Genomic DNA, 18,266 nt, shown 5'->3' with positions numbered 1-18,266 from the left:
TGCATTGTCATTCGATTATAATACAACCAATGCGAGAAGTCAGGACGGCCGCCACGCGATCGTGCCTTCCGTGCGCGCGCGGACCTCGGGCGAAGCGAGGCAGGTCGCGACCGCTTCATAGCCCGCCGCGCCGGGGACGGGCGTAACGCAGATCGGCCGGCTGTGATTGGCGGGGCACAGGATGATTGCTTCATCGCCGCCGACCGCGTCGAGATCCAGGATCGCATTGGAGCGGGTCAGGAAGAACAGCGGCCGGGCCTCGGGTCCGCGGCGGCGCCGATGCGCGATGACGGCTTCCTGGCTCGCTGCATCGAGCCCTTGCTCGAGCATGTCGATCACGAGGATCGCGTCGTCGCCGGCCTCCAGCGCCGCGAGCAGGGCGGTCAGCGCCGGCGAGTCCGCGGCGCCGTCGGCCAGCAGGGTGGCAAGGCTGGCCGCGACCCTGGCGTTGTGCGCCGGATCGGCATCGAGGCGCGCACGCACGGCCGCGCCGCCATCGGCAGCGCGGTCCAGCCCGACGAAGCTGGCGCCGGGCAGGGCTTCGGCGAGCCGTTGCGCAAGGCGCGTCTTGCCGCTGCCGAGCGGGCCGACGATGTAGTTCAGCCGTTTGATGTCGCGCAGCTCGAAGCGCTCGCCGCCCCACGGCCACGGCAGATCGAACGCGACGCCGATTGCCGGGCGCGTCCGGACCGCACCGATGATGTCGCCCGTCGCGGGCATCTTGCCGCCGCCAAGGTCGGCGCGCAGCCGGCGCAGTTTGGCGATGTTGTCGCCGCATTGGCGGATGCGCGCTTCGAGCGCGGCCTCGTGCGCGGCCAGCACGCGGCCGAGGGTGACGGCGTCGCCGTTCAGGATCCGCGCCACTTCACCGACGCTGAGGCCGAGCGCGCGCAGCTCGACGATCTCGGCGCCGCGCGCCATCTCGGCCGGACCATAGGCGCGCCATCCCGCCGGCGTGCGGCCGGGTGCAATCAGGCCGCGCTCCTCGTAGAGGCGCAACGCTTTCGCCGAGATGCCGAGCTGCCTTGCAGCTTCGGACGGGCTGAGGAAACGGGCGGCAGCAGCATTCATCGAATCACCTCGCGTCGTCTGACCGCGCCTCTATGGAGGCGGCCGCAGGGGCAAGGTCAAGCGGGGAGGTGCTTTTACTACGCGGGACCCATGGGTGCGATCGGCACCCGGCTTTCCCTGCGCCCTCTGCCAAGGGAGAGGGCGGAACGAGATGCAAAGCTCGGGCAGTTCGTGTCGCGAGAACGCGAAGCTATATGCTCATCCTCATCTGTCATCGCCCGGCTTGTCCGGGCGATCCAGTACGCCGCGGCCTATCGGATTGAACTCAGAGGCCTCTGGAATACTGGATCACCCGCATGCGCGGGTGATGACACCGTGTGTTTGTCATCATGAATCGAGGACCATTTGCCGCCGTCGTCCTGGCGAAAGCTAGGACCCATTACCCCAAATCTCAATCGTTGCGCGACGCTGGAGCCACGATCCCGTTCACAATCAAATGCGGTGGTTATGGGTCCCGGCCTTCGCCGGGACGACGGTGTTGTGTGCGACGGGCATTTGCATACAAAAAACCGCCCACCCTCACTCCAGATGGTTCACCTTCGCCACCCAGGCGCGGACGTCGGCGAGGACGGCGGGCAGCACGGCCTTGACCTCCTGCACGGTCATGCCGGGCTTGATGCGTGGGTCGTAGAGCAGGTTGAGCAGATATTGGTCGTAGACGTCGAAATAGCCCATCGAGACGTTGTCGTTGAACATGGTCCACGGCACGGTGGCGGTGTCGTTGATCGGGCCGAGCGACTGCAACAGCTCCTCATAGGCGCAGTCGAGGAAGACGAAATCGCCGTTGTCGACGGTGAGGATCACGTCGGAATGCTCGATCTCGTAGTTCTCGTTCTTGCGGAAGCCGGACAGGCATTGCGGGTCGAGCGAGGAGCGGATTTCCCTGGCGCGCTCCTGGCCGTAGAAGGTCGCGATCGTGCGGTACAGCTCGCGGTCGCGCACCAGCTTGACCACGACATTGGCCGCTTCGCTGTTGTCGGTCATCGCGATGTCGAGATGCTGCACCTTGGCGCGGATGTCGGCGACGACCTTGGCGAGCTGGGCCTTGCGGTCGGCGCGGCTGCCGTCGGCGAACACGCGCACCGGACTGTCATATTTGCGGATGCGGTCGACCCGCCCGGCGAGATGATATTCGGCGCCGAACGCGGTTTTCAGAAAGCCCTCGACGATCTCGGCGTCGGTGAAGATTTTCTTCTCGTTGCGCTGGCGCGCGGCGATCGCCGGTACCTCGGTGGCTGCCGCGGGCACCGCGGCATCAGCGAGGCAAGCGGCGAGCGTTGCGGCGAGAAGGACGAGGATCGAAGGACGGTGCTGGGGCATTATGACAACGCTGCCGCAAGGTTTGCGGCAGCGCAAGGCGGGATCAGCGATCTTCCCGAATGGCGGCGCCTGGTTCCGTTGAAATCGACGCGATCAGTTGTTCTTCACCACCACGGTGGTGCCGACCGAGACGCGACCATAGAGGTCGGTGACGTCGTCATTGGTCATGCGGAAGCAGCCCGACGAGACGGCCTGGCCGATCGTCTCCGGCTCGTTCGAGCCGTGGATGCGGTAGAGCGTCGAGCCGAGATACATCGCGCGCGCGCCGAGCGGGTTCTCGATGCCGCCGTTCATGTGGCGCGGCAGATCGGGGCGGCGGCGCAGCATCTGCGACGGCGGCGTCCACGACGGCCATTCCTTCTTTGCGGAGATGCGGTGGACGCCGCCCCAGCGGAAGCCGTCGCGGCCGACGCCGATGCCGTAGCGCAGCGCCTGGCCGTTCGCCAGCACCAGATAGAGCCGGCGCTCGGCGGTGTTCACCACGATGGTGCCGGGGGCGTAGTTGGTCGGGTAGTTGACGGTGGTGCGCGGGATCGGGCTTGCGCCGCCGCCGAAGAAGCTCGGGGCTTCGGACTGATAGCCGCGGGAGTCGAAGAACTGGGCGTGGGCCTGGCCGGCACCTGCCAGGATCGTGAGCGCGGCAAACATCAAGGCAATCGGGCGCATGGTCGTCGTCCTCGCGAACAATCAAATATGCAGTCAGAGAGGCCACAATTGCCGGCGTTTCGCAAGCGACGAAGCCGTGACCTCAGGCATTTTCGAACAACACGGTTTAAAAAGGCAACAGATCGGAAGCGATACCTGCATTGTCCGGCCAAGTCTTTGACGAAGCGGCTGAAGAGTGGTTGATCTGGAGCGTTTTCGAGCGAAGCGGGTACCGGTTCGCGTCAAGAAAACGCGACCAAACAAGAGCTGGAGCGTTTTCAAGCGAAGTGGGCAGCGGTTCGCGTGAAGAAAACGCGACCAAACAAAAGGATACGAGCATGATCCGATTCAATCGGATCGGACCATGCTCTGAGCGATCTCAAGAACATCTCGAAACGGGAGCGAGAGCATGAACGGTGCGGAAAGTCTGGTGCGGACATTGGTCGCAGGCGGCGTGGATGTCTGTTTTACCAATCCCGGCACCTCGGAGATGCATTTCGTCGCGGCGCTGGACAAGGTCCCGGGCATGCGCTGCGTGCTCGGTCTGTTCGAAGGCGTGGTGACCGGTGCGGCCGACGGTTATTTCCGCATGAAGGGAACGCCGGCCTCGACGCTGCTGCATCTCGGGCCCGGCCTCGCCAATGGCCTTGCCAATCTGCACAACGCCAAGAAGGCGCATTCCGGCATCGTCAACATCGTCGGCCAGCATGCCACCTACCACATCGGCTACAATGCGCCGCTGACATCGGACATCGAGGGCCTGGCGCGGCCGATGTCGTCCTGGGTGCGCACCTCGCCGGATGCCAAGTCGGTTGCCGCCGACGGCGCCGCCGCGATCGCCGCCGCGAGGAGCGCGCCGCCGCAGATCGCAACCCTGATCCTGCCGGCCGACACCGCCTGGAACGAAGCCGGCGGCATCGCCGAGGTGCCCGTGGACACGCAGCGCCCGAGCTACTCGCCGCAGGCGGTCGATACCGCGGCGAAGATCCTGCATGGCGATGCCGCGCATACGCTGCTGCTCGTCACCGGCAGCGCGCTGACCGAGCACGGACTGGCGCTCGCCGAGCGCATCGCCGGCAAGACCGGCTGCACGGTGATGGGCCAGACCTATCACCCGCGCATGGCGCGCGGCCGCAGCCGCTTCTCGATCAACCGCATTCCCTATGTGATCGAGCAGGCGCTGCCGATCCTGAAGAATTTCCGTCACATCGTGCTGGTCGAGGCCAACGATCCCGTGGCGTTCTTCGCCTATCCGAACAAGCCGAGCATGCTGAAGGCGGAAGGCTGCGAGGTGCATCGCATGACCGCCTGGGGCGAGAATTCGGTCGCAGCGCTCGAGGCGCTGGCCAATGCGCTGCATGCGACCGCGCAGGACGTCAAGCCGCAGCAGCACCCGGAGCTGGTCAAGCCGACCGGCGCGCTCAACCATGCCACGATCGCGCAGGCGATCGCGTGCGCGATCCCCGAGAACGCCATCATGGTCGATGAATCCGTCACCACCGGCCGCGGCTTCTTCCCGCCGACGGCGGCGGCCGCGCCGCATGACTGGCTGCAGAACATGGGCGGCTCGATCGGCTTCTCGACGCCGGTGGCGACCGGCGCCGCGGTCGCCTGTCCGGACCGTAAGGTGATCTGCATGGTCGGCGACGGCAGCGCGATGTACACGATCCAGTCGCTGTGGACCCAGGCGCGTGAAGGGCTCAACGTGGTGACCATCGTGTTCGCCAACCGCATCTACCAGATCCTGCGCGGCGAGTTCGACGGCGTCGGCGCCGGCGAGCCGGGCAAGCGGGCGCAGGACATGCTGAAGATCGACCGGCCGACGCTCGACTTCGTCGCGCTCGCCAGGGGCATGGGGGTGCCGGGCAGGGCGGTGACGTCGGCCGACGAGTTCAACAAGGCGCTCGCGGAAGCCGTTGCGGAGCCGGGACCGCGGCTGATCGAAGTGCAGATGTAGGGGCGCGAGTTCAATAGCCACGGCGGTGGCAAGTCCAGTCGGAGGCGTCGATGCAGACCGAGCTGAACAAGGTGATCGCCGCCGTGGAGGAATTCTATGCGCAGGAGATGTTCCTGCTGGAGCGCGATCTCGGCGAGCGAACGCTCACTCACCGGCTGGCGGTCTATGTCGAGCGGCAATTTTCCGGCTGGCAGGTCGATTGCAACTACGACCGGCTCGGCGAGCGCACGCTGCGGCTGCCGCGCGGCTCGGGGAGCTCGACCGACGACCATCTCGGCAAGTCGATCTATCCGGATATCGTCGTGCACCAGCGCGACATCCCGAACAATCTCCTGGCCATCGAACTGCGCAAGGACAGCAATCACCAGCCGATCGAGCACGATCAGCGCAAGCTGCAGGCGCTGACCGATCCGAATGTCTGGTTTGCCTATGCGATGGGCGTACTGGTGATCGTCGGACAAAGCGGGGTGAGCTTTACCGAGGTCTATGTTGGCGGAGCCATCGATAGCGCGACTTCGCTCTGGTTTGCCGAGCGGCTACGCGAGGGCGGGCTCGCGAACAGGCGCGACAATGGCGCTCCGCATTAAGTCTATCGATGAATCTTGCTCCGCGTTGCAGTGATAGCCCGTTTGGATCATGCGTGGCCCCTGCACGCGCGGCACAACAGAAGGTGCGGGAGGTGGAGCAATTACTGGAGCTGGTGGTCAATTTTCAGAACGATCCGATGGCGGTGCGGATTATCAGCTCCGCAACTCTTTCGCTCCCCCTCCCGCACTTCAATTCGCTGGTCCAACTCTCGCTGGTCCAACTTGCATTGATCAAACTTGCAGATCCAACTTCCACTGCCCGAGGTGGTCGGCGCACTTGATTGCGACGTGACGGGCCGAGGCAGCATCCGCACCGAGACAGTAAAAAGGCCGCCTTCGGGCGGCCTTTTCCGTGATCGCCAAGTCCGTGATCGCCAAGTCCGTGATCGCCGAGTCCGTGCTCGACAAGTCCGTGATCGCCAAGTGGATCACCGAGCGCGATTGTTTCGGTTTATTGCTTGGTGGCATCGCTGCCGGCCGGGGCAGCGCCGGTCGCGGCGGCACCGGTCTTGGCGCTCGATTTCTTGGCGGTCTTCTTCGCCTTCTTCTTCGGCGCCTTGGCCGCCTCGCCCTTGGTCGCCGTGTCGCCGCTTTGCGCGGCGGGGGCCGGACTGCCGCCCGCCTTGTCCTGGGCGAGCGCGGTGGACGAGACGAAGGCAAGGGCGGTGGCGGCGAGGATCAGTGTTCGCATCGGATATTCTCCCAAGTTGGTTTCCGGCGATCCTCAACGGGACAGAATGTCGCAGGGTTCCGCGGCGCCGATCAGCAGTCCGTGAGCTGTGCGTGAACGGCATGGCCGCCGCGAAGCCGGCGGAACCGGGAACCGGGCGCCGCGTTATCTGGCCGGGCAGGAGTTCCGAGGAGAGACGCCATGCGCTGGCGGTCAATGACGGAAACCACCAATACGGTGCTCGACACCGCCCCCGAGGACAGCTTCTACGCGGTGGGCTGGACCATCAGCGGCGTGGCGACATTGGCCACCATCGTCGCGATCTGGATGTTCGGGATCTGAGAGCGAACGATCCACCATAGGCAACCGGCCCGGCACCGCCGGCGGCCGGTCGCGGTCTGCGCCGTCCGCTACTTCCGCAGAATTGCCAGCGCTTCCCGATAGAGCTGCGAGAAGCAGACCAAGAGCGCGCTCGACAGCAGGAACATCGCCAGGCTGTCGTAGTCGTCGGGCGTCGGCCAGGAAAACTCAAAATAGGGCGGCATGAACGCCCACCAGACGATCGGAACCGTGATGATCGTGGCAAAGGCGCCGGCGGGTGCGCCGCCCATCAGGCCGGCGATCAGGATCGCCGGCACGAAGCCCGCGAAATAGAACTGCATGCCGAAGCTCGCGAACATCTCCTGCGTCGCGGTGGCCAGCACCACCGCAAGCAGGGCGACGACGAATGTCGACAAGGACCAAGGCCGCAGCTTCAAAATGTAGTCGTTGCCCTTGCGCATCGAGACTCCCGGCCCCCGCGAGTTCCCGGAAGGTAGCCGAGGAGGCCCGCAAACAAAACCCCGTAGGACTCCGTGGAGCGGCGTTCTGCTCGACAGCGTGAAAAGGAACCGTCCCGGTCAAGCCTCCGCCGCATTGTCGCGCTTATTGCATCGCAGCAGGGTGATTGTGGGGCACCGCAATGCTGGAATTTCTGATTGTCGTTCTCGTCGCCGGGAGCGGATTCGTATCGGGGTACGGCGTACGCGAGCTGATCTCGCGCCGCCGGCGGCGGTCCGCCCCGCGCGTTCGCGTTCGCGCGCCGCAGGTTCGCGCCGCCAATGACGACAGCTCCGCCCGCGGCTGGTATCGGCCGACCGGCACGCAGCCCGCCGATCACGCCACTCCGCAACCCGATGAACTCGACGGCGCGGTTCGCGACCTGCTCGGCGAACTCAGCCGCCGCACCGCCAAGCCGTCATCCGCGCCGCAGCGCCGCCGGCAGTGAGTCGGAAACGCCGGCCGCCGCCGCTAACGCGTCGGCTGCTTTGCATGGGGTTGTTTTCGATATTTTTGATGAGGCGGTCCCGAAGGGGAATGGTGGACGCACAAGGGATCGAACCTTGGACCTCTCCCGTGTGAAGGGAACGCTCTCCCGCTGAGCTATGCGTCCGGGATGTGACGTGCCAAAGGCCGCTGGTCGGCGGCCGGTCGATGAAGGCGCTTCGTCAGAGCGTGCGATTTACGAAGTGCCGGGTAGCGGTGTCAAGCCAAACCCTGCGGGAATCACGCCCCTTGCTGGCGGGCGCGGGAGGCGTGTGACTGCAGCGCCCGGATGCGCTCGGCGAGCGTCCCGCCGCCTTCGGGCATCCCGCTGCCCGGCGAGGCGCCGTTGGCGGGCTTGGCCGCCGCCTTGGCCGGCAGCGTCGGCTCCGCCGCCAGCATGGCCTCGATCGCCGAATTGGGGCCCTCGAGCTGGATCGCGAGCTTGGCCACTTCGGCGGCGATGTCGTTGATGCGCTCGCGCAGCAGCGCATTCTCCATCCGCTCGGTGGCCCAGGAGCTCTCGGCCTGCTGCTGGATCGCGTTGATGTCGCGCTGCAGCTTGCCGCGCTCGTCGCTGACGGTGCGCAGCTGCTCCTCGACTTGGGCCTTCTCCTGGCGCAGCTTGTCGAGCGCGGACGATTTGCCGCCGCCCACTGCTGCGATCTCCTCGCGCAGCTCCTGCACCGTCCGCTCCGCGGCGGCGTTGGCCTGCTTCAACTGGCCGTTCTCGAATTCACGCTCGGCGAGCAGCTTGCCCTGGGTCGCAAGCCGCGTCTCGAGGTCGTTGACCCGGTTGCCAAGCATCTCGGCTTCGTTGACCTGGGCGACCAGCTGGCGATCGAGATCGGTGACGCGCTGGCTCAGATTCTCGACCCGGCCGCGCGCGTCGGTGAGATCGCGCGTCGCGGTTTCCGACTGGCTGCGCTCCTGGGCGAGGCGGGCTTCGGTTGCCGCGAATTCCCTGGCGGCATCGCCGACCCGGTTCTTCAGCTCCTCGACCTGGGTCCGCACCGCGACCAGTTCGATCTGGCGGCTGTCGGCGGTCATCGCGCGGTCGTTGAGCTCGGCGTTGATCTTGCCAAGCTCGCCCTGCTTGTCGGTCAGCGCCTGCTCGGCGTTGCGCAACAGCTCGGTCTTGGCCGAGAACTCTTCCTCGGTGGCGCGAAGCTGCTCCTTCATCGCCTTCTCGCGTGCCTCCAGCGCGAAGATCGCGGCGTTCTTCTCGCCGAGCTCGATCTTCATGCGGTTGATCGCATCGGTCTTCTTGCCGAGCTCGGCGAGCTGGCTCGTGGTCTTGCTCTTGAGCTGGTCGACGCTCATCTCGAGCCGGCGGGCCGACATGGCGAATTCGGCGCGGAGCTGGTCCTTGTCGGCCTGGATCTCGGCCATCGACAGCGGGGTGGCCGCCTCCATGCGGCGCGTGGTCAGCCGCACCGCCCGGTTATGCACCAGCGGAACGATCATCAGGCCGCACAGCATCGAGATCAGGAAACCGATCGCCGCGTACATGATCGGCTCGATCATGAAGGGTCACTCCAAGGAAAGAAGGAATTTGTTAATCACAATGCCACGGCGGGCCGGCCAAAGGCCAGCCCGATTGCCGCGTTAACCTGAATTGCCAACCGTGCCGGAGCGCCGGCCTCATCGCCCGATCAGGGCCACGACCTCGGGCCTCGTTCCGACTGAGTCGGAACGAGGTTCTGGATTCTGTCTCGACGCGTTTTCTTGATGCGAACCGGCGTCCACTTCGCTGGAAACGCTCTAGAACGGGTTCCAGGTCGCGCGCGGGGTGAATTTGAGATAGCCGACGCTGGCGCCGAGCCGCAAGCCGATGCCCGAGCGAATCGGGACCAGCACGATGTTGTTGGCGGTCAGCGCCGTCATGCCGAAGCCGCCGACGATATAGGCCGAGCCGTCGATGCCGACAAAGCGCTGATAGATCGCCTGGGTCGAGGGCAGGTTGTAGACCAGCGTCATGGTCCTCGCGCCGTCGCCGCCCCAGTCGAAGCCGACCGAAGGACCCTGCCAGTAGACCCTGAGGTCGCCGGCGTTCTTGGTGTAGAGCGTGCCTTCGCCATAACGCAGCCCGGCCACGAAGGCGCCGGAGCCTTCCTCGCCGAGCACATAACCATTGGGCAGGCCCCACTGGCTGACGGCGCGCTCGATGACCGAGGCGAGTCCGCGCGAGACATTTCCGAAGAACTTGTGTCCGGCATTGACCAGTTCGTCGGGCCCGTAAGTATACGGGGTTGGTTCACGCTGTGGCGGCGGATATTGCGGTGGCGGGCCCTGCTGCGCGGACGCCCCTGCGCTCCAGCACATCAGCGCGGCAAACGCGACCGCGGCAAGGCGTGATGCGAAAGTCATTAAGAACCCCTGCTATCGAAATCCGGGCGCTGCCCTTTAACCTGATGCCAACAGGCACGGCTCTAGGTTGCGCCCGGTGTCCCCTCGACTCGGATGTTATCGGTATCAACTATGACGGCACAACGGCAGGAAAGATATGGATCGTGCCGGGGGATGGCGTTTTTCGGCCTGTTGGCGGGCATTTTGGCGGCCGCCTGGCCCTCTTTGCCTGTTCGGGCCACCACAACCGAGCGCGTGGTGACGAACCGCTACTCCGGACTGGCGATCGAGGGATTCGATCCCGTCGCTTATTTCACCGACGCCGCCGCCACCCAGGGGCGGCCGGAATTCGAGGCCGCGGAGAGCGGCGTGGTCTGGCGTTTCCGCAACGAGGGCAACCGCGCCTCGTTCGTGGCGCATCCTGAAATCTATGGCCCGCAATTCGGCGGTTACGATCCGACCGATCTGGTGCGGGGCGTCACCTGCGCGGGCAATCCGCGATTCTGGGCCGTGGTCGGGAACAGGCTTTACCTGTTCAACCGGGAACGCAGCCGTGACGCGTTCGCCGCCGATCCCGCGCGCTTTTTGAAGGAAGCCGCGGCGCGTTGGCCGGAACTGGAAGACAATCTCGCGCAGTGATCACGGCGCAGCGGCCGGGTCGCCCCAGGCGATGAATTCGGGCACCAGAAAGTCTTCGCGGCCGAGCCCGAAATGCAACGGGCTTCCCTTCGAATCGGTGACCTTGCCGCCGGCCGCAACGACGACCGCGTGACCGGCCGCCACGTCCCATTCGGATGTCGGCGACAGGCGGGGATAGATGTCGACGTCGCCCTCGGCGACGCGGCCGAATTTGACGGCCGAACCCAGCACGGCGCGGAGCGCGCTGCCGCGCTCGTCGATGAAGGATTCAGTACGCGCATCGCCATGCGAGCGGCTCACTGCCACCGTCCAAGGCGCGCCGCGCGGCGGGCAGGGGCGGGTCTTGATCGGCACTGCCTGCGAAACCGCGCCGCCCTGCAGCCTCAACCGCTCCGCGCCCTTGCCGACGATGCCGCGCCAGATCAGGCCGAGCGCCGGTGCGCCGACGATGCCGAGCAGCGGCACGCCCTGCGTGACCAGCGCCACATTGACGGTGAATTCATTGCGGCCGGCAACGAACTCCTTGGTGCCGTCGAGCGGATCGATCAGGAAGAAACTGTCCTTGTAGGGCGGCGTCGCCAGATGGACGCGCTCCTCCGACAGCAGCGACACCTGCGGCGCGAGCCGCGTCAGGCCTTCCACGATGATGTGGTCGGCGGCGAGATCGGCCTCGGTGACCGGCGACCCGTCGCTCTTGCCGGTCACATTCATCGCGGAACGATTGACCGCAAGAATCGCCTCGCCGGCCCGGATCACCAGTTCGGTCAGTGATTCGAGCAGCGTGGCGGCGGCCTCGCAGCCGATCAAGGACGGCTGTGCCTTATTCATGTGCGGGTCTCATATCAGCGGGTCGCATATCCTGTTTGTGTTCCCTTATCAGCCTCCCCGCAAGCTGGCAGCATCCGTCGGCGCGGTGTATCAAGCCGACAGGCATGCGTGATTCGCACTCCTCGGTCGGCGTGCGGCTTTCCAGGAAACAATTGATGTCTGGCACTTCGTCTCCCGGTCCCGCTCCCGATGCGCTCGAACTCGCGGCGCTGTTGTGCTCGCGCGTCTGTCACGATCTCATCAGTCCGGTCGGCGCGATCGTCAATGGGCTTGAGGTCCTTGACGACAATCCCAAGCCCGAAGATCGCGACTTCGCGCTCGATCTGATTCGCAAGAGCGCCAAGACCGCTTCGGCGCGACTGCAGTTCTGCCGGCTGGCGTTCGGCGCGGCCGGTTCCTCCGGCGCGCAGATCGACCTCGGCGATGCCCAGAACATGGCGAAGGGGCATATCGAGGACGGCAAGGTGACGCTGACCTGGAATTTGCCGCGGCTGCTGCTGCCCAAGAACCGGGTCAAGCTGCTGTTGAACATGCTGGTCATCGCGCAGCAGACGATCCCGCGCGGCGGCACGCTCGCGATCGATCCGGTCGGCGAGGGGGAGACGATGAGCTTCCGCATCCTGGCCGCGGGCCTCAATGCGCGGGTGCCGCAGAACATCGTCGACCTGCTCAATGCAAGCTCGTCGAACACGGTCGATGCGCACGCGGTGCAGCCGCATTACACGCGCCTGCTGGCTGAAGCCTGCGGGTTGAAAGTGACGCTGACGCTCGACGGCGACAAGGTCGTTATCGCAGCGTCCTGAACGCGGCTGCGGGAACATCATTAAGCAAAGGTTACGACCGGCCGCGCGATTCGATCGCGCGGTCTTATCTCTTTGTTGATCCCGTTCTTTTCCATTTGCTCAACCAAACTTAAACGCTTTGCGGAGAAGCTGACCGGGTTCCCGTCAGGCGCGTCGATGTCGCGCGCCGCAGCGTTTCGGCGTTTTTCGAAGGTTGGTTTCATGGACGATCTGTTGCGCGAGTTCCTGACGGAGAGCAGCGAGAGCCTGGATACGGTCGACAATCAGCTGGTGCAGTTCGAGCAGGATCCGAACAACGCGAAGATCCTGGATAACATTTTCCGCCTGGTGCACACCATCAAGGGCACCTGTGGCTTCCTCGGGCTGCCGCGGCTCGAGGCGCTGGCGCATGCCGGCGAGACCTTGATGGGCAAATTCCGCGACGGCATGCCGGTGAGGGCGGAAGCCGTGACGCTGATCCTGTCCTCGATCGACCGCATCAAGGAGATCCTCGGCGGCCTCGAGGCGACCGAGGCTGAGCCTGAAGGCAACGACCGCGACCTGATCGATCAGCTGGAAGCGATGGTCGAGCACGGCATGGCGGCGATGTCCGATTCGACGCAGTCGATATCGTCCGGCTCGACGCAGTCGATGCCGGCTGCGGCTGAAGAAGACGTGCCGGTCGTCGAAGCCCCGTCGGTGCAGGCGGCAATGACCGAGGGCACCCTGGTGGTGCAGACGCTGGAGCGTCCGCTGCGTCCGGGCGAGGTCTCGCTCGACGAGCTCGAGCGCGCCTTCCGCGAGACCGAGACCGAAGTCGCCGCACCCGCGCCGGCCGTGAAGCCTGCACCTGCTGCCGCCGCAGCCGAGCCGGCCGAAGCGCCGAAGAAGCCGGCCCGCAAGGCCGCCGGTGAAGACGTCCAGGAAGGCGACAAGATCGCCAACCAGTCGATCCGGGTCAATGTCGACACCCTCGAACACCTCATGACCATGGTCTCCGAGCTGGTGCTGACCCGCAACCAGCTGCTGGAGATCTCGAGGCGCAACGAGGACACCGAGTTCAAGGTGCCGTTGCAGCGGCTCTCCAACGTCACCGCCGAGCTGCAGGAAGGCGTCATGAAGACGCGCATGCAGCCGATCGGCAATGCCTGGCAGAAGCTGCCGCGCATCGTCCGCGACCTCTCCGGCGAACTCGGCAAGCAGATCGAGCTGGAGATGCACGGCGCCGACACCGAGCTCGACCGCCAGGTGCTCGACCTGATCAAGGATCCGTTGACGCACATGGTGCGCAACTCCGCCGACCATGGGCTGGAGACCACCGCCGAGCGGGTCGCGGCCGGCAAGGGAGAGCAGGGCACCATTCGCCTCTCCGCCTATCACGAAGGCGGCCACATCATCATCTGCATCGCCGACAATGGCCGCGGGCTCAACACCGAGCGGATCAAGGCCAAGGCGCTCCAGAACGGTCTCGTCACCGAGGCCGAGCTGGAGAAGATGACCGAGGCCCAGATCCACAAGTTCATCTTCGCGCCGGGCTTCTCGACCGCCGCGCAAGTGACCTCGGTGTCCGGCCGCGGCGTCGGCATGGACGTGGTGCGCACCAATATCGACCAGATCGGCGGCACCATCGACATCAAGAGCGTGGCCGGCGAGGGCGCCTCGGTCACCATCAAGATCCCGCTGACCCTGGCGATCGTCTCCGCCTTGATCGTGGAAGCCGGCGGCGACCGCTTTGCGATTCCCCAATTGTCTGTGGTCGAGCTGGTGCGGGCCCGCGCCAACTCCGAGCACCGCATCGAGCGGATCAAGGACACCGCAGTCTTGCGGCTGCGCAACAAGCTGCTGCCGCTGATCCATCTCAAGAAGCTGCTCAAGATCGACGACGGCGCGACCACGACCGATGCCGAGAACGGCTTCATCGTGGTCACGCAAGTCGGCAGCCAGACCTTCGGCATTGTGGTCGACGGCGTGTTCCACACCGAGGAGATCGTGGTCAAGCCGATGTCGACCAAGCTGCGGCACATCGACATGTTCTCCGGCAACACCATTTTGGGCGATGGCGCGGTGATCATGATCATCGACCCCAACGGCATCGCGAAAGCCCTCGGCGCGTCCGGCTCCTCGGCCCATGACCTGGCCGACGACAATGCCGCGGCGCATGCCGCGAGCGGCGAGCAGCTGACCTCGCTGCTGGTGTTCCGCGCCGGCTCCTCGCAGCCCAAGGCGGTGCCGCTCGGCCTCGTCACCCGGCTGGAGGAGATCGCAACCGACAAGATCGAGCTCTCGAACGGCCGCTACATGGTGCAGTACCGCGAGCAGCTGATGCCGCTGGTGCAGATGGCCGGCGTCGAGGTGCAGTCGCAGGGCTCGCAGCCGATCCTGGTGTTCGCCGACGACGGCCGCTCGATGGGGCTCGTGGTCGACGAGATCATCGACATCGTCGAGGAGCGGCTCAACATCGAGGTCGCGGGTTCGCAGGACGGCATCCTCGGCTCGGCCGTGATCAAGGGCCAGGCCACCGAGGTGATCGACGTCGGCCACTTCCTGCCGATGGCGTTCGCCGACTGGTTCTCGCGCAAGGAGATGCGCCCGTCGGCCTCGGCGCAGTCGGTGCTGCTGGTCGACGACTCCGCGTTCTTCCGCAACATGCTGGCGCCGGTCTTGAAAGCCGCCGGCTACAAGGTCAGGACCGCGGGCGGCGCGCAGGAAGGGCTCGCCGCGCTGCGTTCGGGACAAAGCTTCGACGTCGTGCTGACCGACATCGAGATGCCCGAGATGAACGGTTTTGAGTTCGCCGAGAACATCCGAAGTGACCACAACTTCAACCAGCTGCCGATCATCGCGCTGTCGGCGATGGTGTCGCCGGCGGCGATCGAGCGCGGCCGGCAGGCCGGCTTCCACGACTATGTCGCCAAGTTTGATCGTCCCGGGCTGATCGCGGCGCTGAAAGAGCAGACCGCCGAACTGCGGCGCGCGGCCTGACACGGGATAAGGACAGAGACCGATGACCAGCAAGACCGAGACCAGCGAAGGCGCGATGGCCGAATACGTCACCGCCGTGATCGGCGGGCAGCTGTTCGGGCTGCCGATCTCGCGGGTGCAGGACGTGTTCATGCCGGAGCGGCTGACGCGGGTGCCGCTGGCCTCCAGCGAGATCGCCGGCGTGCTCAATCTGCGCGGCCGCATCGTCACCGTGGTCGACATGCGCGCCCGGCTCGGGCTGCCGAAGGCCGATGACGGTAAGCCTCCGATGGCGGTCGGCGTCGACCAGCGCGGCGAATCCTATGGCCTGTTGATCGACCAGATCGGCGAGGTGCTGCGGCTGCCCGACGACAGCCGCGAGGACAATCCGGTCAACCTCGATCCCCGCATGGCCAAGCTCGCCGGCGGCGTCCACCGCCTCGACGGCCAGCTCATGGTCGTCCTCGATGTCGATCGCGTGCTCGAACTGGTGCCCGACGCCAAAGCGGCGTGAACAGGGCCGCCCGAACTGAAGAACTGAAACATCCCACCGGGGATGAGGAAGTAGAGGTCGCAGATGAGAACCTGTCTTGTTGTCGATGACTCAAGCGTCATTCGCAAGGTCGCCCGCCGCATCCTGGAAGGGCTCGACTTCCAGATCGTCGAGGCCGAGGACGGCGCCAAGGCGCTCGAGGCCTGCAAGCGCGCGATGCCGGATGCCGTGCTGCTCGACTGGAACATGCCGGTCATGGACGGCTACGAGTTTCTTGGCAATCTCCGCCGCATGCCCGGCGGCGATCAGCCCAAGGTCGTGTTCTGCACCACCGAGAATGACGTCGCGCATATCGCACGCGCGCTGCATGCCGGTGCCAACGAGTACATCATGAAGCCGTTCGACCGGGACATCGTCACCGCGAAGTTCCAGGAAGTCGGACTGATTTAGAGCATGATCCGGAAAAGTGGGAACCGGTTTTCCGAGAAGATCATGCTGACTTAGATTCTTCGTTCGATCCGGCGGCAGAAGCCTTCGGCTCAACGGTTGTTGTGCGTCGTGTTGCGTCGCTGGTGAAGTCATGAGTGTTGCGTTGACAAGTACTGCGGTCCCGACATCGACCCGTTCCGACAAGGTGCGGGTGATGGTGGTCGACGATTCCGTGGTGATCCGCGGGATGATCTCGCGCTGGATCGGCGCCGAGCCCGACATGGAGGTCGTCGCCTCGCTGCGCACCGGCCTCGACGCCGTCAACCAGCTCGAACGCATCAACCCCGATGTCGCGGTGCTCGATATCGAGATGCCCGACCTCGACGGCATCTCGGCGCTGCCGCAGCTGCTGGCGAAGAAGCGCGATCTCGTCGTCATCATGGCCTCGACGCTGACCCGCCGCAACGCGGAGATCAGCCTGAAGGCGCTCTCGCTCGGTGCGTCTGACTACATTCCGAAGCCGGAAAGCACGCGCGAGGCGACCGCCGCGGAAACCTTCCGCCACGACCTGATCCAGAAGATCCGTCATCTCGGCGCCAAGGCGCGGCGCAGCCCGGTGCACACGACCGCAAGCCCGCCGCTTGCGCCCGGTCATGACAGACCGCGTCCGTTGGCTCCCGCTGCCGCGCACACGGCGCCTGCCCAGGTCACGCGCCGTTCGTTCGGCCTGCTGCCGCCCAAGGTGCTGCTGATCGGCTCGTCGACCGGCGGACCGCAGGCGCTGATGACGCTGGTCGCCGAGATCGGCGCGGTGATCGATCGCTTCCCGGTGCTGATCACCCAGCACATGCCGCCGACCTTCACGACCATTCTCGCCGAGCATCTGGCGCGCACCAGCAAGCGGCCGGCGCATGAGGGGATCGACGGCGAGAGCATCAAGCCGGGCCAGATCTATCTGGCGCCGGGCGGGCGCCACATGCGCGTCGCGCGCCACGGCGTCGATGCGACGATCGCGCTCGACGACGGGCCACCGGTCAATTTCTGCAAGCCCGCGGTGGATCCGATGTTCACCTCCGCGATCGACGTCTGGCAGGGCAGCATCATGTCGGTGATCCTGACCGGCATGGGCTCCGACGGCATGCGCGGCGGCAAGGACATCGTCGCCGCCGGCGGCAGCGTGATCGCCCAGGACGAGGCGACCAGCGTGGTGTGGGGCATGCCGGGTGCAGCGGTCAATGCCGGCATCTGCGCGGCGGTGCTGCCGCTCAATCAGATCGCGCCGAAGCTTGTTCGCGTGTTTGCGGGAGACCGTTCGTGACGCCGCTGGACTACGAGTATCTGCGTAAGCTGCTGAAGGAACGTTCCGGCCTCGATCTGTCGGCCGACAAGCAATATCTGGTCGAGAGTCGCCTGCTGCTGCTGGCGCGCAGGTCGAATCTCAATGGCATTCCCGAGCTGGTCCAGCGGATGAAGGGCGGCGCCGAACTGCTGACGTCGGAGGTGGTCGAAGCGATGACCACCAACGAAACCTTCTTCTTTCGCGACAAGATCCCGTTCGACCATCTGAAGGAAGCGGTGCTGCCCGCGCTCGCGCAGGCGCGTGCGGCGCGCCGCAGCTTGCGCATCTGGTGCGCGGCGTCGTCGACCGGGCAGGAGCCCTATTCGATCGCGATGCTGCTGAAGGAGATGACCGCGCTGTTTGCCGGCTGGCGGATCGAGATCATCGCCACCGACCTGTCGCAGGCGGTGCTGGAAAAGGCCAGGGCCGGCCTGTTCAGCCAGTTCGAGGTGCAGCGCGGCCTGCCGATCCAGCTGCTGGTGAAGTATTTCGCGCAGAAGGGCGAGCTCTGGCAGCTCAACGCCGACATCCGCGGCATGGTGCAGCACCGCCAGCTCAATCTGTTGCAGGACCTGTCGCATCTCGGCACCTTCGACGTGATCTTCTGCCGCAACGTGCTGATCTATTTCGATCAGCAGACCAAGGCCGGCATCTTCGGCAAGGTGGCCCGGATGCTCGAGCCTGACGGCGTATTGGCGCTTGGCGCGGCGGAATCCGTGGTCGGCATCACCAATCTGTTCAGGCCCTATCCCGACCGGCGCGGGCTGTATCAGCCGAACACTGCGCCAGTCGCGCGCGCCGGCGCCGCGCTGCATGTGCTGAAGGCGGTTGCGTCTGCCGCGCGGTGAGGCGAGACATCTCGCTTTAACTCCGTCACCCTGAGGACCGCGAAGC

Annotated in this window: 21 protein-coding genes and 1 tRNA gene; 12 read left to right on the top strand and 10 right to left on the bottom strand. The window is 65.5% G+C overall.

The window, feature by feature from the left end; translation table 11 throughout:
• Window positions 1-39: 39 nt before the first annotated feature.
• The 3 genes from ACE10X_RS34060 to ACE10X_RS34050 form a co-directional block, all read right to left on the bottom strand.
• Complete coding sequence (locus ACE10X_RS34060) at window positions 40-999, bottom strand: MerR family transcriptional regulator (protein ID WP_375763425.1); 960 nt, start codon at window positions 997-999, stop codon at window positions 40-42.
• 591 nt (window positions 1,000-1,590) lie between these two features.
• A complete protein-coding gene (locus tag ACE10X_RS34055) occupies window positions 1,591-2,391 on the bottom strand; it encodes a DUF2927 domain-containing protein (RefSeq protein ID WP_038386285.1) in 801 nt (266 codons plus the stop codon).
• 93 nt (window positions 2,392-2,484) lie between these two features.
• Window positions 2,485-3,057, bottom strand: a complete 573-nt coding sequence (locus ACE10X_RS34050) for a L,D-transpeptidase (RefSeq protein ID WP_038386286.1) — start codon at window positions 3,055-3,057, stop codon at window positions 2,485-2,487.
• A 388-nt stretch (window positions 3,058-3,445) separates the two neighbouring features.
• Here ACE10X_RS34050 and ACE10X_RS34045 point away from each other — a divergent pair, with 388 nt between their 5' ends.
• From ACE10X_RS34045 to ACE10X_RS34035, 3 genes are read left to right on the top strand one after another with little or no spacing between them, the layout of a single operon-like run.
• Complete coding sequence (locus tag ACE10X_RS34045; RefSeq protein WP_038386287.1) at window positions 3,446-4,993, top strand: acetolactate synthase large subunit; 1,548 nt, start codon at window positions 3,446-3,448, stop codon at window positions 4,991-4,993.
• Between the two features lie 50 nt (window positions 4,994-5,043).
• Complete coding sequence (locus tag ACE10X_RS34040; RefSeq protein WP_038386288.1) at window positions 5,044-5,580, top strand: hypothetical protein; 537 nt, start codon at window positions 5,044-5,046, stop codon at window positions 5,578-5,580.
• A 53-nt stretch (window positions 5,581-5,633) separates the two neighbouring features.
• Complete coding sequence (locus ACE10X_RS34035) at window positions 5,634-5,861, top strand: hypothetical protein (protein WP_157788040.1); 228 nt, start codon at window positions 5,634-5,636, stop codon at window positions 5,859-5,861.
• Window positions 5,862-6,031: 170 nt separating this feature from the next.
• On the opposite strand, the gene ACE10X_RS34030 is transcribed toward ACE10X_RS34035, so the two are convergent.
• Window positions 6,032-6,271 (bottom strand): hypothetical protein, encoded by a 240-nt coding sequence (locus ACE10X_RS34030; protein WP_244435883.1) that lies wholly within the window; start codon window positions 6,269-6,271, stop codon window positions 6,032-6,034.
• 180 nt (window positions 6,272-6,451) lie between these two features.
• On the opposite strand from ACE10X_RS34030, the gene ACE10X_RS34025 reads away from it, so the two are divergent.
• Window positions 6,452-6,592 carry a hypothetical protein gene (locus ACE10X_RS34025; protein WP_016843686.1) on the top strand — a complete coding sequence of 47 codons (141 nt, stop codon included), beginning with the start codon at window positions 6,452-6,454 and terminating at the stop codon, window positions 6,590-6,592.
• Between the two features lie 68 nt (window positions 6,593-6,660).
• On the opposite strand, the gene ACE10X_RS34020 is transcribed toward ACE10X_RS34025, so the two are convergent.
• Window positions 6,661-7,032 carry a DUF4118 domain-containing protein gene (locus ACE10X_RS34020; RefSeq protein WP_038386291.1) on the bottom strand — a complete coding sequence of 124 codons (372 nt, stop codon included), beginning with the start codon at window positions 7,030-7,032 and terminating at the stop codon, window positions 6,661-6,663.
• 179 nt (window positions 7,033-7,211) lie between these two features.
• Here ACE10X_RS34020 and ACE10X_RS34015 point away from each other — a divergent pair, with 179 nt between their 5' ends.
• Window positions 7,212-7,517 (top strand): hypothetical protein, encoded by a 306-nt coding sequence (locus ACE10X_RS34015; RefSeq protein WP_375763424.1) that lies wholly within the window; start codon window positions 7,212-7,214, stop codon window positions 7,515-7,517.
• 90 nt (window positions 7,518-7,607) lie between these two features.
• Here ACE10X_RS34015 and ACE10X_RS34010 read toward each other — a convergent pair.
• The 3 genes from ACE10X_RS34010 to ACE10X_RS34000 form a co-directional block, all read right to left on the bottom strand.
• Window positions 7,608-7,682 (bottom strand) — tRNA-Val (locus tag ACE10X_RS34010).
• A 113-nt stretch (window positions 7,683-7,795) separates the two neighbouring features.
• Window positions 7,796-9,079, bottom strand: coding sequence for a hypothetical protein (locus ACE10X_RS34005; RefSeq protein ID WP_038386293.1), 1,284 nt, complete (start codon window positions 9,077-9,079; stop codon window positions 7,796-7,798).
• Window positions 9,080-9,316: 237 nt separating this feature from the next.
• Entirely contained in the window at window positions 9,317-9,922 is a 606-nt protein-coding gene (locus tag ACE10X_RS34000; RefSeq protein WP_016843676.1) for a DUF1134 domain-containing protein, read from the bottom strand.
• Between the two features lie 153 nt (window positions 9,923-10,075).
• Here ACE10X_RS34000 and ACE10X_RS33995 point away from each other — a divergent pair, with 153 nt between their 5' ends.
• Window positions 10,076-10,540, top strand: a complete 465-nt coding sequence (locus ACE10X_RS33995) for a YHS domain-containing (seleno)protein (protein WP_038386294.1) — start codon at window positions 10,076-10,078, stop codon at window positions 10,538-10,540.
• On the opposite strand, the gene cysQ is transcribed toward ACE10X_RS33995, so the two are convergent.
• Window positions 10,541-11,368: a 3'(2'),5'-bisphosphate nucleotidase CysQ gene (cysQ, locus tag ACE10X_RS33990; RefSeq protein ID WP_038386295.1), complete on the bottom strand. Its 828-nt coding sequence runs from the start codon at window positions 11,366-11,368 to the stop codon at window positions 10,541-10,543. It abuts the gene before it with no gap.
• Window positions 11,369-11,523: 155 nt separating this feature from the next.
• Here cysQ and chpT point away from each other — a divergent pair, with 155 nt between their 5' ends.
• On the top strand, window positions 11,524-12,171 hold the full coding sequence (chpT, locus tag ACE10X_RS33985; RefSeq protein WP_038386301.1) for a histidine phosphotransferase ChpT: 648 nt from the start codon (window positions 11,524-11,526) through the stop codon (window positions 12,169-12,171).
• Between the two features lie 20 nt (window positions 12,172-12,191).
• On the opposite strand, the gene ACE10X_RS33980 is transcribed toward chpT, so the two are convergent.
• Window positions 12,192-12,374 carry a hypothetical protein gene (locus ACE10X_RS33980; protein ID WP_157788041.1) on the bottom strand — a complete coding sequence of 61 codons (183 nt, stop codon included), beginning with the start codon at window positions 12,372-12,374 and terminating at the stop codon, window positions 12,192-12,194.
• Here ACE10X_RS33980 and ACE10X_RS33975 point away from each other — a divergent pair.
• The 5 genes from ACE10X_RS33975 (at window position 12,373) to ACE10X_RS33955 (ending at window position 18,220) form a co-directional block, all read left to right on the top strand.
• Window positions 12,373-15,132: a chemotaxis protein CheW gene (locus ACE10X_RS33975; protein WP_375763423.1), complete on the top strand. Its 2,760-nt coding sequence runs from the start codon at window positions 12,373-12,375 to the stop codon at window positions 15,130-15,132. The genes ACE10X_RS33980 and ACE10X_RS33975 overlap by 2 nt on opposite strands.
• A gap of 22 nt (window positions 15,133-15,154) precedes the next feature.
• Window positions 15,155-15,625 carry a chemotaxis protein CheW gene (locus ACE10X_RS33970; RefSeq protein ID WP_155262142.1) on the top strand — a complete coding sequence of 157 codons (471 nt, stop codon included), beginning with the start codon at window positions 15,155-15,157 and terminating at the stop codon, window positions 15,623-15,625.
• Between the two features lie 63 nt (window positions 15,626-15,688).
• Entirely contained in the window at window positions 15,689-16,054 is a 366-nt protein-coding gene (locus tag ACE10X_RS33965) for a PleD family two-component system response regulator (protein ID WP_304556727.1), read from the top strand.
• 130 nt (window positions 16,055-16,184) lie between these two features.
• The gene (locus ACE10X_RS33960) at window positions 16,185-17,351 is read left to right on the top strand and encodes a chemotaxis response regulator protein-glutamate methylesterase (RefSeq protein ID WP_038382807.1); all 1,167 of its coding nucleotides are present in this window, start codon (window positions 16,185-16,187) and stop codon (window positions 17,349-17,351) included.
• A complete protein-coding gene (locus tag ACE10X_RS33955) occupies window positions 17,348-18,220 on the top strand; it encodes a protein-glutamate O-methyltransferase CheR (RefSeq protein WP_038382808.1) in 873 nt (290 codons plus the stop codon). The genes ACE10X_RS33960 and ACE10X_RS33955 overlap by 4 nt, the downstream gene beginning before the upstream one ends.
• Window positions 18,221-18,266: the final 46 nt, after the last annotated feature.

The organism is Bradyrhizobium sp. Pha-3, assembly GCF_042258325.1.
In the GTDB taxonomy this organism is placed as follows: Bacteria; Pseudomonadota; Alphaproteobacteria; order Rhizobiales; family Xanthobacteraceae; genus Bradyrhizobium; species Bradyrhizobium elkanii.
This window is presented reverse-complemented; position numbering and strand designations above follow the sequence as displayed.

Coding starts and splice junctions, on each gene's coding strand:
- ACE10X_RS34055 (WP_038386285.1), bottom strand. CDS start 2,391: ATGCCCCAGCACCGTCCTTCGATCCTCGTCCTTCTCGCCGCAACGCTC.
- ACE10X_RS34050 (WP_038386286.1), bottom strand. CDS start 3,057: ATGCGCCCGATTGCCTTGATGTTTGCCGCGCTCACGATCCTGGCAGGT.
- ACE10X_RS34045 (WP_038386287.1), top strand. CDS start 3,446: ATGAACGGTGCGGAAAGTCTGGTGCGGACATTGGTCGCAGGCGGCGTG.
- ACE10X_RS34040 (WP_038386288.1), top strand. CDS start 5,044: ATGCAGACCGAGCTGAACAAGGTGATCGCCGCCGTGGAGGAATTCTAT.
- ACE10X_RS34030 (WP_244435883.1), bottom strand. CDS start 6,271: ATGCGAACACTGATCCTCGCCGCCACCGCCCTTGCCTTCGTCTCGTCC.
- ACE10X_RS34025 (WP_016843686.1), top strand. CDS start 6,452: ATGCGCTGGCGGTCAATGACGGAAACCACCAATACGGTGCTCGACACC.
- ACE10X_RS34020 (WP_038386291.1), bottom strand. CDS start 7,032: ATGCGCAAGGGCAACGACTACATTTTGAAGCTGCGGCCTTGGTCCTTG.
- ACE10X_RS34015 (WP_375763424.1), top strand. CDS start 7,212: ATGCTGGAATTTCTGATTGTCGTTCTCGTCGCCGGGAGCGGATTCGTA.
- ACE10X_RS34005 (WP_038386293.1), bottom strand. CDS start 9,079: ATGATCGAGCCGATCATGTACGCGGCGATCGGTTTCCTGATCTCGATG.
- ACE10X_RS34000 (WP_016843676.1), bottom strand. CDS start 9,922: ATGACTTTCGCATCACGCCTTGCCGCGGTCGCGTTTGCCGCGCTGATG.
- ACE10X_RS33995 (WP_038386294.1), top strand. CDS start 10,076: ATGGCGTTTTTCGGCCTGTTGGCGGGCATTTTGGCGGCCGCCTGGCCC.
- cysQ (WP_038386295.1), bottom strand. CDS start 11,368: ATGAATAAGGCACAGCCGTCCTTGATCGGCTGCGAGGCCGCCGCCACG.
- chpT (WP_038386301.1), top strand. CDS start 11,524: ATGTCTGGCACTTCGTCTCCCGGTCCCGCTCCCGATGCGCTCGAACTC.
- ACE10X_RS33975 (WP_375763423.1), top strand. CDS start 12,373: ATGGACGATCTGTTGCGCGAGTTCCTGACGGAGAGCAGCGAGAGCCTG.
- ACE10X_RS33980 (WP_157788041.1), bottom strand. CDS start 12,374: ATGAAACCAACCTTCGAAAAACGCCGAAACGCTGCGGCGCGCGACATC.
- ACE10X_RS33970 (WP_155262142.1), top strand. CDS start 15,155: ATGACCAGCAAGACCGAGACCAGCGAAGGCGCGATGGCCGAATACGTC.
- ACE10X_RS33965 (WP_304556727.1), top strand. CDS start 15,689: ATGAGAACCTGTCTTGTTGTCGATGACTCAAGCGTCATTCGCAAGGTC.
- ACE10X_RS33960 (WP_038382807.1), top strand. CDS start 16,185: ATGAGTGTTGCGTTGACAAGTACTGCGGTCCCGACATCGACCCGTTCC.